At 74.1% G+C, this 12,368-nt stretch carries 12 protein-coding genes; 3 read left to right on the top strand and 9 right to left on the bottom strand.

The window, feature by feature from the left end; translation table 11 throughout:
* Window positions 1-26 precede the first annotated feature (26 nt).
* From hisC to QP089_RS03445, 7 genes are all read right to left on the bottom strand, one after another.
* Window positions 27-1,106 (bottom strand): histidinol-phosphate transaminase, encoded by a 1,080-nt coding sequence (gene hisC, locus QP089_RS03475; protein WP_285909759.1) that lies wholly within the window; start codon window positions 1,104-1,106, stop codon window positions 27-29.
* Window positions 1,107-1,202: 96 nt separating this feature from the next.
* The gene (locus QP089_RS03470; RefSeq protein WP_285909758.1) at window positions 1,203-1,490 is read right to left on the bottom strand and encodes a DUF6401 family natural product biosynthesis protein; all 288 of its coding nucleotides are present in this window, start codon (window positions 1,488-1,490) and stop codon (window positions 1,203-1,205) included.
* Between the two features lie 139 nt (window positions 1,491-1,629).
* Window positions 1,630-2,304, bottom strand: a complete 675-nt coding sequence (locus QP089_RS03465; protein ID WP_285909756.1) for an NUDIX hydrolase — start codon at window positions 2,302-2,304, stop codon at window positions 1,630-1,632.
* A gap of 114 nt (window positions 2,305-2,418) precedes the next feature.
* Window positions 2,419-3,762 carry a flotillin family protein gene (locus QP089_RS03460; protein WP_285909755.1) on the bottom strand — a complete coding sequence of 448 codons (1,344 nt, stop codon included), beginning with the start codon at window positions 3,760-3,762 and terminating at the stop codon, window positions 2,419-2,421.
* 109 nt (window positions 3,763-3,871) lie between these two features.
* Window positions 3,872-4,117, bottom strand: a complete 246-nt coding sequence (locus QP089_RS03455; protein ID WP_285909754.1) for an NfeD C-terminal domain-containing protein — start codon at window positions 4,115-4,117, stop codon at window positions 3,872-3,874.
* Window positions 4,118-4,153: 36 nt separating this feature from the next.
* Complete coding sequence (locus tag QP089_RS03450) at window positions 4,154-4,855, bottom strand: hypothetical protein (RefSeq protein WP_285909752.1); 702 nt, start codon at window positions 4,853-4,855, stop codon at window positions 4,154-4,156.
* A gap of 84 nt (window positions 4,856-4,939) precedes the next feature.
* Window positions 4,940-8,143: an ATP-binding protein gene (locus QP089_RS03445; protein ID WP_285909750.1), complete on the bottom strand. Its 3,204-nt coding sequence runs from the start codon at window positions 8,141-8,143 to the stop codon at window positions 4,940-4,942.
* Window positions 8,144-8,232: 89 nt separating this feature from the next.
* Between QP089_RS03445 and QP089_RS03440 the strand changes: the two genes are divergently transcribed.
* Together QP089_RS03440 and QP089_RS03435 are read left to right on the top strand one after the other, a co-directional pair.
* Complete coding sequence (locus QP089_RS03440) at window positions 8,233-9,285, top strand: DUF4267 domain-containing protein (protein WP_285909748.1); 1,053 nt, start codon at window positions 8,233-8,235, stop codon at window positions 9,283-9,285.
* A gap of 125 nt (window positions 9,286-9,410) precedes the next feature.
* Window positions 9,411-9,974 carry a hypothetical protein gene (locus QP089_RS03435; RefSeq protein WP_285909747.1) on the top strand — a complete coding sequence of 188 codons (564 nt, stop codon included), beginning with the start codon at window positions 9,411-9,413 and terminating at the stop codon, window positions 9,972-9,974.
* 11 nt (window positions 9,975-9,985) lie between these two features.
* On the opposite strand, the gene QP089_RS03430 is transcribed toward QP089_RS03435, so the two are convergent.
* Window positions 9,986-10,663, bottom strand: a complete 678-nt coding sequence (locus QP089_RS03430) for a lysophospholipid acyltransferase family protein (RefSeq protein WP_285909746.1) — start codon at window positions 10,661-10,663, stop codon at window positions 9,986-9,988.
* 440 nt (window positions 10,664-11,103) lie between these two features.
* Between QP089_RS03430 and QP089_RS03425 the strand changes: the two genes are divergently transcribed.
* Complete coding sequence (locus tag QP089_RS03425; RefSeq protein WP_285909745.1) at window positions 11,104-11,457, top strand: STAS domain-containing protein; 354 nt, start codon at window positions 11,104-11,106, stop codon at window positions 11,455-11,457.
* Between the two features lie 50 nt (window positions 11,458-11,507).
* Here QP089_RS03425 and QP089_RS03420 read toward each other — a convergent pair whose 3' ends face one another.
* Window positions 11,508-12,350 (bottom strand): glutamate ABC transporter substrate-binding protein, encoded by an 843-nt coding sequence (locus tag QP089_RS03420; RefSeq protein ID WP_285909744.1) that lies wholly within the window; start codon window positions 12,348-12,350, stop codon window positions 11,508-11,510.
* Window positions 12,351-12,368: the final 18 nt, after the last annotated feature.

Raw genomic sequence — 12,368 nt, 5'->3', positions numbered from 1 at the left:
CGGGCGGGACGGCCCGGTCCGCGGCGTCAGTTGCGGTGCGGGAACGCCTTGGCGACGGCCAGGAAGGCGTCGTTCTCCTCCGGCGAGCCGATGGAGACGCGGGCGCCCTCCCCCTCGAACGGGCGGACGCTCACGCCCTGCGCGTCGCAGGCGGCGGAGAAGTCCATCGTCCGCTCGCCGAGCCGCAGCCACACGAAGTTGGCCTCCGTCGGCGGGACCGTCCAGCCGTCGGCGAGCAGCATGCCCCGGACCCGGTCGCGCTCCTTCACCGTCCGCTCGACCCGCTCCAGCAGCTCGTCCGTGGCCTCCAGGGACGCGATGCCGGCGGCCTGCGCCACCGAGTTCACGCTGAACGGCAGGAACGTCTTGCGGATCGCGCCCGCCACCTCCGGGTGCGCGACCAGGTACCCGATCCGCAGTCCGGCCAGGCCGTAGGCCTTGGAGAACGTGCGCAGCACCGCCAGGTTCGGCCGGTCGCCGTACAGCGTGAGCCCGTCCGGGACCTCGTCGTCGCGGACGTACTCGCGGTACGCCTCGTCCAGCACGACCAGGCAGTCGGCGGGGACCCGGTCGAGGAACGCCTCGATCTCGGCCCGCCGCACCACGGTGCCGGTCGGGTTGTTCGGGTTGCAGAGGAAGACCAGCCGCGTGTTATCGGTGATCGCGTCGGCCATCGCGGGCAGGTCGTGCGTCTCGTCCTTCAGCGGCACCTGGACGCCGGTCGCGCCCGACAGCGACACCAGCAGCGGGTACGCCTCGAACGACCGCCACGCGTACACCACCTCGGCGCCCGGCTCGGCGACGGCCTCCAGCAGCATCTGCGTCATGCCGACCGAGCCGCAGCCCACCGCGACGTGGTCGGCCGGGACGCCGCAGAACCGGGCGATCGCCTCGGTCAGCGCGGTCGCGTTGTTGTCGGGGTAGCGGTTGACGTTCGCCGCCGCCGCGCCGATCGCGTCCAGCACCGAGGGGAGCGGCCCCTCCGGCGACTCGTTGGACGAGAGCTTGAACGAGCGGCCCTCGGGCGACACCACGACCTTTCCCGGCCTGTACGCCACGAACCGGTCGAGAACCGAGCGGAATCGCGGAGTGGTTGCCTCGGACACCGTTGTCCTCCAGGGTGCACAGGGGTGTTGGGGTCAAGCCTACGGAACACGCCGTGTTCAAGGCCAAAGCGGACGTATCGGGAAGTGCGGGATGCGTCAGGGGGTGCGGGCCTCCCGCATCATCCAGCACACCGCCACGATCCGGACGAACTCCCAGTCGCGGGTGCTGTCCGGCCACCAGCCGCGGTTGAACGCCTCCTCGGCGAACGCCCGCAGGTAGCCCATCAGCGCGTCCTCGTCCGGCTCGCCCAGCTCGTCGCGCAGGCTCGCGACGTGCTGGTCGACCGCCGCCGCCAGCCCCGGGGACCCGGCCATCTCCGCGACGCCGGCGTCCCCGATGTCCCGGACGAGCAGGCCGAGCACTTCGGACGAGTCACCGTTCATAGGTCGCAAGCTAGCAATCCCGTCCGGATGCCCGCGACATCCCCCCAGGTCAATGCGGGGATCTTTTACCCTCGTGGCCGCGACCGGCCACGCGCGGGGCGGCGCCGTCCGGGCAAGCGGCCCTCCGCGCCGGGCGGCGCTATCCGCGCGGGCGCAGCATCGGCGGCCGCAGCTGCTCGGCGTCGCCGCGCCGGTACAGCCGCGCGGGCCGGCCCCCGTCGCGCGTCGTCGTCCGGTCGGTGGGGATCAGGAACCGGTCCGCGCCGGTGACCTTGCGGTGGAAGTTCCGCGGGTCCAGGGCCGTCCCCCAGACGATCTCGTACACGCGGCGCAGCTCGGCGACCGTGAACTCGGGCGGGCAGAACGCGGCGGCGAGCGAGGTGTACTCCAGTTTGGCCCGCGCGCGCTCCATCCCGTCGCACAGGATCCGCCGGTGGTCGAACGCGGCCCGGTCGCTGTTGAGCAGGTCATCGACCGCCGTCCACAGCACCTGCGCGCGGCTGGAGGCGGGTAGGTCCGGCGCGAGGCCGAGGTAGGCGACGCTCACCACGCGCTGCCGGGGGTCGCGGTCGGGATACCCGTAGGTCGCGAGCTGCTCCAGGTGGATCCGGACGTCGGCGAGCCCCGCCCGCTCGGCCATCAGCCGGGACGCGGCGGCCGGCAGGTCCTCGTCGAGCTGGATGAACCCGCCGGGCAGGGACCACGCGCCCTCGTAGGGCGGCCGGTCCCGCCGCCACCGCAGCGCGGACAGCCGCTGCTCCCGCACGGTGAGCACGACCAGATCGACGGAGACAGCGAGCCGCGGCACGGACATGCCTGGAGTCTATTGGGGAGCGGCCCCCGGAACTCCCGTCCCGAACGGGCTCCGCGGGCCCTGCGGGCATGCGGAAGGCCCGGCCACGGCGGCCGGGCCTTCGTCGTCTCCGGGTCAGCTCTCCTCGGGGGTCGACGGCGCCGGAACCGGCGGGACCGGCCCGTGCCCGTTCACCGCGTTCTGCCCGTTCTGCCCGTTCATCCCGGCCAGCAGCTGGCGCGCCACGCCGAGGCCGGTGCCGCCGAGCGTGAGCGCCTTGGCGAGCATGTCCTCGATGCCCTCCGCGCCGTTCAGCACGACCATGTTGTCGACGTTGCCGAACACGCCCGCGCCGGCCTGGACGATCTCCGGCCACTTCTCGGCGAGCTGCTGGGCGATGACCGCGTCGGTGTTCTGCGCCAGCGCCTCCGCGCGCGCCTTGATCGCCTCGGCCTCCGCCAGGCCCTTGCGGCGGGTCGCGTCGGCGTGCGCCTCACCGAGCAGCCGGGTGGCCTCGGCCTCCCGCTGCGCCTTCAGCTGCACCTCGGTCGCGGCGGCCTGCGCGTAGGAGATGCGCTCCTCCCGCTCGGCCTCGGCCAGCTTGACCTGCTCGTACGCGCGCGCGTCGGCGGGCTTGCGGACCTCGCTCTCCAGCCGCTTCTCGGTCCGCTCGGCCTCCAGCTCGGCGTTGCGGGTCTCCTTGAGGATGACCTCCTGCCGGGCCTGCTGGGCGGCCTGCTGCACCTGGCCCTCGTACTCGGCCTTCTTGATCTCGGTGTCGCGGATCACCGCGGCGTTCTCCCGCATGGCCTCCTGCTCCTTGCGGGTGGCCTCCTGGTCGCGCTCGGCCTCGGCGATGCGCGCCTCCGAGGCGACCTTGGCGGCATGCGGGCGGCCGAGGTTGGTGATGTAGCCGGTCTCGTCGTCGATCTCCTGTATCTGCAGCGAGTCCACGACCAGGCCGAGCTTGCTCATCTCGTCGGCGGCCGAGCCGCGGGTCTCGGAGGTGAGCCGCTCGCGGTTGAGGATCAGGTCCTCGACGGTCAGGTTGCCGATGATCGAGCGCAGGTGGCCGGTGAACAGCTCGTGGATCGCGCCGTCCATCGACTTCTGCTGCTCCAGGAAGCGGCGGGCCGCGTTGGCGATCGACACGAAGTCGTCGCCGACCTTGTAGATCACGACGCCGCGGACCTTCACCGGGATGCCCTGCTGGGTCACGCAGTGCACCTCGAGGTTCGCGGCGCGGCTGTCGAGCCGCAGCCGGCGCGCCGTCTGGAAGCCCGGCAGCACCGAGGTGCCCTTGCCGGTGATGATCTTGAAGCCGAGGCTCTCCACCCCGTCGATCGGCTTGGACCGGGCGCCCAGACCCGAGATGATCAGGGCCTCGTTCGGCTCCGCGACCCGCCAGACCATCTTGAACAGCACGATCAGCACGATGATGGCGGCGACCACCGCGATCGCCACCGCGACTATGGGCATGCGGCCTCCTCACTGTCGGCGGGCGGCCGGCCCGGGAAGGGGGTCACGTCCGCGTTTCCCAGTAGACGCAGGGGACCCGAAATCGGTTCGCCCCCTTAAAGGGCAGTATCTACGAACCGAACGCGTGCGCCACGTACACCGTCCGCGGCGGGTGGTACTCGACCACGACGATGATCGCCCCGACCGGGATCTCCTCGCGCGGGTCGACCGGATGGGCGTAGAACGCCTCGGAGCCGCCGCGGATCGGGATCATGACCTCGCCGACCAGCCCCGGGCCGATCCTGCCGGTCACCCGGCCCTCCTTGCCGATCAAGGCCACCACCCCGTACTCGAATCCGGCTGCGCTCGCGATCACGACACTAGAGGTCCGCGGGGGTGCGGTGGAACCGGGCTACCCGTCGAGGATCCCGCGGGCCTGCGCCACCGAGGCGCGGGCGAGGCCCTCGGCCTCGGCGCGGGTGGCGTTCGGTCCGAAGACGGTCACGGTGCCGAGGTAGTGGCGGCCCTGGAACACCACGTACCAGGTGTTGATGCGCTGGTCGCCGCTGGTGGTGGTGACGCCGACCGTCCGGGAGCCGTCGCCGATGCCGCCGCGCCGGGCCTCGGTGACCCGGTGCTCGGCCCACTGGCCGCCGAGGCGGGTGCGGAACGTCAGGCAGCCGGCGGGGACGCGCGTCTCGACCTGCTGCTCGGCGTCGGCGTCCGCGACGCCCATCAGCGTCTCCGTCGCCGTCTGGCCGTCGCTCTTGGCGAACGTGACGAGCGCGGCGGGCACGTCCGCCGCGACCTTCCCGCCGCCGGACTGGGCGTCCGCGCAGGTGGGCTTGTCGAGCTTCGCCTCCTGCCGCACCTGGGCGGCGTTGCGGAGCGCCTTCAGCGAGCCGTACTCGCCGGAGTCGGGCTCGCCGCGCCGGTAGCCGGTGACCTGCTGGAGCAGCGCCTGGCCGAGCTGGTCGGAGGTGTAGCCCGTGCCGGCCGGCGCGGCGCGGGCGGTGCCGTGGACCCGGCCGGCGCGTCCGCCGCCGCCACCGCAGGCGGACGCCGCCGCGACCGCCGCCGCCAGCACCGCGATCGGAAGGAGCCTGTTCGCCATGCCCGCGACCCTAGGCGGAACGCGCGCCCCGCGACCCGGACGACACGCTGTGCGGGCGGTAGGAGCACCCCATCCGGGCGGGAATCAGCCCGCGGGCGCCCAATGCGGGGCATTCCACAGGGCCGCGAGCTCCGCGGCGCGCCGCTCGTGCGGTGACGGGTCCGCGCCGACGAGGCGGGCGAGCCGTCCCAGGGTGCGGGCGGGCGGCGGCAGGGCGACCGCCAGGCTCTCCAGCCCGGCCGGCGGGCCGTCCCGGTACGGCAGCAGCGCCTCGTACAGCTCGGCCGCGCCCCGCTCGTCGCCCAGCGCGACCACGGTCATGGCGCGGAACGTGCAGAACATCGTGAAGAAGTAGTCCGGCTGGATCGGCGGCGCGGACGCGTGGAGGCGGCGCGCCTCGTCGAACCGGCCGGCGGCGGCGTGCGCGGCGGCGAGGACGTCGGCGGCCAGCGGCGTCATCTCGGGCGCGAGCGTCCCGGCCTCGTCGGCGAACCCGGCCAGCGTGCCGCGCGACACCGCCAGCGCCGCGCGCGCGATCAGCGCGAACCCCGTGGTGTGCAGCGACCCCTGGTCCGCCATGGCCCGGGTCGCGGCGGCGTAGTGGCGCTCGGCGTCGTCCGGCCGGGCTTCGGTGAGGGCGAGCGCGGCCTCGGCGACCTCGCAGACGACGCCCGCCTCGGGCATCCGGTAGCGGCGGGCCAGGTCCGCCGCCTCGGCGATGCGGGCGCGCACCTCGGCCGGGCGCTCCTCCCACACGGCCGCTGCGGCGAGGTTGAACGTGCCCGACCACAGCGCCGCGGGCATGTCGTGCTCGGTGCCGAGGGCGCGGAGCTCGCGGGCATGCGCCGCCAGGCGGTCTGTCTTGCGGTCGTCGTGCTCGCGGGCGAGCGTGAACAGCGTCAGCACGCGCAGCTTCGGGTCGCCCAGGCTCCGCGCGATCTCGACGGCCTCCTCGGCGGCGGCCCGTCCCCGCGCGTCGCCGGTGCCGGTCAGCTCGGCGGCGTAGGCGTCCAGGAGGCGGCACCGCACGTCCGGTGCGAGGCCGTCGCGCTCCAGGAGCCGGGACAGCAGGCCGACCAGGTGCCCGTCGACGACCCCGTACGGGCGCAGCTGCCACGGGGCCGGTTCCGTCCACGCGGTGAACGCCGCCAGGAGCAGGTCGTCGCGTCCGGCCTCCTCGGCGAGGTCGACGGCGCGCCGGCGGGTGGCGCGGGCGTCCTGGACGGCGCCCGCGCGGGCCTGGGCGCGCAGCAGCCGGCCCAGCAGGTCGACGCGGTCCGCGGCGTCCCGGCCCGGCAGGCGCTCGAACGACTCCAGCGCCTGGGTGAGCAGCTCGACGGCCGTCTCGTGCGCGTACCGGCGTTCGGCGAGGTCGGCGGCCCGGACGGCGTACTCGACGGCCTTGGCCGCGGTCGCGGCGGACGCGGCGCGGTGGAAGTGGTACGCCAGCGCCGGCGCGTCGTCGGGGGCCAGCCGCTCCAGGGCGGCGCCGAGCCGGGCGTGCATGCGGGTGCGGCGCAGCGCGCTGAGGTCGGCGACCATCGTCTCCCGGACGAGCGCGTGCGCGAACCGGACCCGGCCCGGGTCCCGTTCGGTGAGCAGGCCCGCGACGAGCCCGGCGTCGAGCGCGTCCAGCACCGCGTCCTCGCCGGCGTCGGCGGCCAGGACGAGCGCGTCCATGTCGGCCTCGCGGCCGGCGAGCGCGGCCAGCCGCAGGACCGCGACGGCGGGCTCGGGCAGGCGGGCGAGCCGGCGGCGCAGCACGTCCCGCACCCCCTCGGGGACCTGCGAGGTCGCCACGAGCGCGCCCTCGCCGCTGAGCAGCCGGGCGCTCTCGCGCACGTAGAAGGGGTTGCCGCCGGTGCGCTCGGCGAGCGCGGAGACCGTCGCCGCGTCCACGCCGTCGCCGCACTCGGCGGCGATGAGCCGGGCGACCGCCGGCTCGGGCAGCCCGCTCAGCGGCAGCCGCAGCGGCGACCGGCGGGCCAGCACCGCGAGGGTCTCGGTGAGGCGCGTGCCGGCCTCGTCGGCGCGGAACGCGGCGACCACGAGCAGCGGCGCGTCGCCGGACAGGGCGGCCAGCAGGGCGAGGGTCTCGGCGTCGGCCCAGTGCAGGTCGTCGAGCATGACCGCGAGCGGGCGCCGCCGGGCCGCGTCGTTCAGCCAGGCCCAGACGGCACGGTGGAGGCGGAAGCGGCCGGCGGTGGTGTCGCCGGGGTCGCCGGCGGACGCGTCGCGCAGCAGCGGCGCCGCCTCGGCGGGCGCCGGGACGTGCCGGTCGAGCGCGGTGAGGGCCTCCGTCCACGCCCATGCGGGGGGCGCGCTCTCGCTCTCCGGGCAGCGGCCGGTCACGACGAGCCGGCCCTGCTGCTCCAGGACGTCGGCGAGCCGGGTGAGCAGCGCGGTCTTGCCGAGCCCGGCCTCACCGGTGACGAGCGCGACGCGCACGCCGCCTTCGGCCGCGAGGCCGGTGAGGGCGGCCAGCTCCTCGTCGCGGCCCAGGAAGGCGGGCCCTCCAGGGGCGGGCGCAGGGACCGGGACGGGGGCGGGAGCCGGGAGGTCGAACGCATCGGTGCGCTGCTGGAGGATCGCCGTCTCCAGATCGGCCAGCGCGGGGCTCGGGTCGAGGCCGAGCTCGCCGGCGAGCGTCGCGCGGACCTCGCGGAGCGCGGCGAGCGCGTCGGCCTGGCGCCCCGACCCCCACAGCGCCAGCGCCAGCAGCCGCCAGCCCTCCTCGCGGAGCGGCTCGTCGCGGGTCAGGAGTTCCGCCTCGGGCACGGCGGCAGCGGCGTCGCCCGCGCGCAGCAGGGCGGCGACGTGCCGTTCCCGGGCAGCCAGGCGCAGCTCGTTCAGGTAGCCGATCTCGGCGCGCGCCCAGTCCTCGTCGGCGAACTCGGCGAACGCCGGGCCGCGCCACAGGACCAGGGCCTCCGCCGCCCGCTCGGGATCGCGGGCGAGCGCGGCGAAACGCCAGGCGTCCACGGCCTCCTCGGGCAGGCGCAGCGCGTAGCCGGGCGCGGCGGACACCAGCACCCGGGCCGGGGCGCGCGGCGGACGCCCGGGCTCCAGCAGCCTGCGCAGGTTGGAGACGTAGGCCTGCAGGGACGTGACGGCCTGCGCCGGGGGCTCGCCGCGCCACAGGTCCTCGATCATGCGGTCGACCGGCACGACCTCGCCGCGCGCGGCGACCAGCAGCGCCAGCACGGCCCGCTGCCGCGGCCCGCCGAGCGCCGCCCGCACGCCCGCCACCTCGGCCTCGAAGGCCCCGAGCACCCGAATCCGTACCATCCCAGACAGATCGTAGCCACCGGCCTCCGAGCCGGTCTCCAAGCCGCGTTCCAAGCCGGTTCCAAGACGGCCCGGGCAGCGTTGGCGGCATGAGCACCGACACCGTTCACGCCGCCCCGTCCTTCACCCACTCCATGGTCGTCATCCACCGCGGCATGCGCCGCGAGTCGCGCCTGCTCGCCGAGCTGATCGGCGCGACCCGTCCCGGCGACCGCCGCCGCGCCCGCGCGCTAGCCGCGCACCTCTCCGACTACCTCCTCGGCCTGCACAACCACCACCACGGCGAGGACGAGCTGATCTGGCCGCTGCTGCTGTCGCGGGTCGACCTGGACGCCGACGTCGTGCTGCGGATGGAGGCCCAGCACGAGAAGGTCGCCGCGACCATCGACCGCCTGCGCGGCCTCGCCGGTCCCTGGGCGCGGTCGGCGGACGCGGCCGGCCGCGACGCCCTGGTCGCCGCGCTCGCCGAGCACCGCGCCGTCCTGGTCGAGCACCTGGACGACGAGGAGGAGCACCTGCTGCCGCTCGCCGAGCGCCACCTCACCGAGGACGAGTGGAACGCCCAGGGCGACCACTTCGCCGAGCACACCCCGAAGACGAAGATCCTCACGCTTCTCGGCGTCGTGCTCGAGGACGCGACGCCGGGCGAGCGCGCCGAGTTCCTCTCCGGGCTGCCCGCTCCGGCCCGCGCGTTCTGGCGGCTCTACGGCGAACGCCACCACGCCGCCCGGATGCGGCGGCTCCGCGAGGACGTCCGCACGTCCCGCACCGGCAGCGGCATCGCGCTGCTCACCGGCGTCGGCATCGGCTACGTCGGGCTGTCCTACATCCTCGACCCGACCGGCACCGCGCAGGGCTTCGGGCTGCCGTCCGTGCCGTCCGGCGACGCCGCCGCCTGGTTGAACATCAAGGGCGTCCGGGACCTCGGCACCGGTCTCGCCGTCCTCGCGCTGCTGGCCCGCGGGAAGCGCGAGGCGCTCGGCCTGGTGATGTGCGCGTTCTCGACGATCGCGGCCGGCGACATGCTGACGGTCCTCGCCCACCACGGCTCCAAGGCGACCGCGTTCGGCGTCCACGGCGCGACCGCCGCGGCCGTCCTCGCGTCGGGCCTGCTGCTCCTGCGCACCGCTCGCCGCCGCTGACCGGCGGGGCGGCTCGACCATTGCAATACGTGTCGAATCGGTGACTGTCCGCAATGATCGGGTAGAGGGCTTCCGGGGTGCGCCCGGTACGCGGGCGCACCAGGACGTTCGGGGGAAGAACAACGATGTTCCGCAGAGTATTGGTGCTGCCGGTCCTCCTGTTGACGCTGGCGGGCGCGTCCGGGTGCGGCGGCGGCGGCAAGAGCGCCGACAACGTCGCCGCGGGGCGGGGCGCCGCCGCGTCCTCGCCGGCCGCGTCGCCGTCGTCCTGCCCGACCGAAACGACCAAGAAGTTCGCCAAGACGCGGTTCGTCGCCGACGCCGGCCTGGCGTTCGGCGCCTTCCACCGCTACATCTGGAAGCCGTACCAGGCGGGGAGCTTCAAGCAGGGCGCGAACGGCCGGACGAAGGCGTTCGCGAAGGCCGCCGCGGCGGGGCTGTTCGCCGCCAACCGGCTGAACGCGGCGCGCAAGCTCATCGGCGCCGACCCGAAGCTGTGCAAGGCGCTGAAGGTCCCGGCGGAGAAGGTCTCGGCGATGTTCGGCTCGCTGGCCGGCAAGTTCAAGTCCGGGCAGCTCGACCCGTCGGAGATCGGCTCGGTCGGCTCGGCGGTCGACGGCCTGAAGTCCGACGCCAAGAGCCAGGCGGGCGCCGACATCAAGGAGAAGTCCCCCAGCCTCGGCGGCTGACCCGCGCGGCGCTATTCCCCTTGCTCGCTGGCTCGGTCGTTGTAGGTGTCGGCGTACTCCTGGCCCGACATCTTGTGGATCGTCTCGACGATCTCGTCGGTGATCGCGCGGCGGGCCTTGGCGGGCGGGAGGTCGCGGTAGTGGGAGAAGTCCATCGGGGGGCCGATGCGGACGGTGGGCCGCGGGCCGAAGACGCGGGGCCGGGACGAGCCGATCGGCTGGATCTTCTCGGTGCCCTCCAGCGCGACGGGCAGGACGCGGGCGCCGGAGGCCAGGACGAGCCAGCCGACGCCGGTGCGGCCCCGGTAGAGGCGGCCGTCGGGCGAGCGGGTGCCCTCGGGGTAGATCGCGAACGCGCCGCTGTTGGCGAGCACGTCCGCGGCCTGCTCGAGGGCGCCCATCGCGGCGCGGCGGGCGCCGCGCTTGACCGGGACGTGGCCGAGGTTGGTGAGGAACCAGCGGACGAAGCCGCGCTTGAGGCCGCCGCCGGTGAAGTAGTCGGCCTTGGCGATGTAGGTGACGGGGCGCGGGACGGCGAGCGGGATGATGAAGCTGTCGATGAACGACAGGTGGTTGCTGGCCACGATGAGCGGCCCGTAGCCGGGCACGTTCTCGCCGCCGACCACCCGGGGGCGGAAAAGCAGCCAGAGGATCGGACGCACCACTCGCGTCATGAACGTGTAGAACACCCAGCCTCCTGTATTTCCCACCGCCACTGTAACCTCTGTCCCGATCCGTGCCCCGGTCAGCACCTGCTTTTCTCGCCGCCCCGGAGGCAATGAATGGTTCAATCGCTGGTCACGGTGGGTGCCGTCGGGCTATTGGGGGACTTGATCCGAGGGTGGGACTTCGGTCACATTGGGGTGGTGCGGCAATCGTGAAACCATTTCTTACCGCACAGTAAGTTTCTCTGCGGTAAGTTATTCGGCGGCACCCGCGCGGCGCCCCGGCGGCGCGCCGGGCACCGGGCGCCCGCGGCCGGACCGGGAACGGGTGTTACGGTCCGGGACGGGGGAGGGCGACCCGGACCTTATCCCGGGAAGTGCTTGGATTGCGGGCACGGGTGCGCAATCCTGAGGAGTCGCCTGAGTCGGGCCGGGGTGCCCGTGGAGCGGGGCGAGAGGTGGCCATGGACTTCGACATCAGCCTGATGAAGGACGAACGCTGCACCCTCGTCCGGGTGCAGGGCGACATCGACGTGGTGTCCCGCGCGCGTTTCGAGGAGGCCCTCTTCGAGGTCGTGGACTCCGGCGAGCCCATGGTCGTCGACATGCGGCAGGTCACGTTCTGCGACTCGACCGGGCTGAACGCGATCGTCGCCGCGAACCGCCGCGCCGGGGAGCGCGGCACCACCGTGTCGCTGGTGGCGCTGCCGCCGCGGGTGCAGCGGGTGTTCCGCATCACCGGGATCGACAAGTTCGTCCCGATCTACGACACGCTGCGCGAGGCGATCGGCGCGCTGCCGTCCACCACCACGCCCTGACCCGCCGCCGGCGGCCCGCCGACCGCGGCCCGTCACCAGCGGCGACCCGTCTAGCTGCAGCCCTCGAACTGCGGCACGCTCGTGGTGAGCTTCAGGCCCGACCTGCCGAACCACTTGCGCAGCAGCCGCGCGGCCGTGCCGTCCTGGTACATGGCGGTGATCGCCCGGTTGACCTGCTCGCAGCCCTCCAGGTCGCCCTTCTTCAGCCCGACGCCGTACTTCTCGTCCGTGAACGGCGCGTTGATGATCTTGCCGGGGTGGCCGGCGGCGAACCCGGCGAGGATGAGGTCGTCGGTGGAGACCGCGTCCAGCTTCCCGGCGGCCAGGTCGTCCATGCAGGCCCCGTAGGTCGGCGCCTGCACCGGCACCGCGGCGGTCTTGCGCTCCTCGATCACCCGCCGCCAGGAGTTCGACCCGGTCACCGCGCAGATCTTGCGGCCCTTCAGGTCGCGGACGTCGCGGACCGCGCCGTTGCCCGGCGCGACCAGGGTGTCCTGGTGCGCGACGTAGTAGGGCCCGGCGAAGGTGACGACCCGCTTGCGCTTGGCGGTGATCGAGTACGTCGCGACGATCATGTCGACGGTGCCGTCGGCGAGCGCCTTCTCGCGGACGGAGGAGTTCGTCGTGCGCCAGGTGATCCGGTCCTTCGGCACGCCGAGCCGCCCGGCGATGTAGGTGGCGACGTCGACGTCGAAGCCCTCGTAGGTCCCGTTCCTGGCCTTCACGCCGAGGCTCGGCTGGTCGGCCTTCACCCCGATCGTCAGCGAGTGCTTGTGGGCGATGGTCGGCTTGTCGGCGCCGCCGAGCCCGCACGCCGTCAGCAGCCCGGCGGCGGACAGGACGGTGCAGGCCAGGGCGGCGCCGCGGACGGCGCCGGCGCGGATGGCGGGCATGGGTCGTCGTCTCCTCCG

It is taken from the genome of Actinomadura opuntiae (assembly GCF_030283205.1).
GTDB lineage: Bacteria > Actinomycetota > Actinomycetes > Streptosporangiales > Streptosporangiaceae > Spirillospora.
This window is presented reverse-complemented; position numbering and strand designations above follow the sequence as displayed.

Coding starts and splice junctions, on each gene's coding strand:
- QP089_RS03435 (WP_285909747.1), top strand. CDS start 9,411: ATGTTCCGCAGAGTATTGGTGCTGCCGGTCCTCCTGTTGACGCTGGCG.
- QP089_RS03465 (WP_285909756.1), bottom strand. CDS start 2,304: ATGTCCGTGCCGCGGCTCGCTGTCTCCGTCGATCTGGTCGTGCTCACC.
- QP089_RS03460 (WP_285909755.1), bottom strand. CDS start 3,762: ATGCCCATAGTCGCGGTGGCGATCGCGGTGGTCGCCGCCATCATCGTG.
- QP089_RS03445 (WP_285909750.1), bottom strand. CDS start 8,143: ATGGTACGGATTCGGGTGCTCGGGGCCTTCGAGGCCGAGGTGGCGGGC.
- QP089_RS03470 (WP_285909758.1), bottom strand. CDS start 1,490: ATGAACGGTGACTCGTCCGAAGTGCTCGGCCTGCTCGTCCGGGACATC.
- QP089_RS03440 (WP_285909748.1), top strand. CDS start 8,233: ATGAGCACCGACACCGTTCACGCCGCCCCGTCCTTCACCCACTCCATG.
- QP089_RS03420 (WP_285909744.1), bottom strand. CDS start 12,350: ATGCCCGCCATCCGCGCCGGCGCCGTCCGCGGCGCCGCCCTGGCCTGC.
- QP089_RS03425 (WP_285909745.1), top strand. CDS start 11,104: ATGGACTTCGACATCAGCCTGATGAAGGACGAACGCTGCACCCTCGTC.
- QP089_RS03450 (WP_285909752.1), bottom strand. CDS start 4,855: ATGGCGAACAGGCTCCTTCCGATCGCGGTGCTGGCGGCGGCGGTCGCG.